The 456-nt window shown below is 68.0% G+C and carries 1 pseudogene; it reads right to left on the bottom strand.

Annotated features, from left to right (window positions below):
- A pseudogene (locus G3446_RS27290) lies at positions 1-441 on the bottom strand (hypothetical protein); the annotation flags it as partial.
- Between the last annotated feature and the right edge of the window lie 15 nt (positions 442-456).

A 456-nucleotide genomic window follows, 5' to 3' on the forward strand; every position in this document is an offset into this window, starting at 1 on the left:
ATCCGAGGCATCGCTGACGAAGAGGGTCACCGGGCCCTCGCTCGCGGTCGCCACATAGATCGCGGAGCCGTCGACACTGGTGCTGGCGTCGGAGACGGTGCGCACCTGTGGGCTCGGGAAGGGGGTGAGGATGCGGTTGAGATGATCGACGGCGATCTCGAGGATGAGGTTGACGCCGATGGTCGCCTGCACCGTCATGGGACCGACCTCGAGGTGGGTCGGCGTCTGCGTTGACGGCTCGGCCTTCACCCGCAGGAAGCGTCCGCCAACATCTTCCGGGCGCAGGGTTCGCTCACCGGCCAGCACCGCGTCCGGGATCGGCGGCAGTGCAATGCCCGGGTTATCGGGCTGGGCCGCGGCCGCGCCAATGCCCGCCAGAAGCACAACCAGGGGCGTCAACGCGCGAAGGAGAGAGGTGCGATGAAAGCGGCAGCGCGGCATGGCTCGAGTCCTTGA

The sequence above is a fragment of the Thiorhodococcus minor genome (genome assembly GCF_010820565.1).
Classification (GTDB): Bacteria; Pseudomonadota; Gammaproteobacteria; order Chromatiales; family Chromatiaceae; genus Thiorhodococcus; species Thiorhodococcus minor.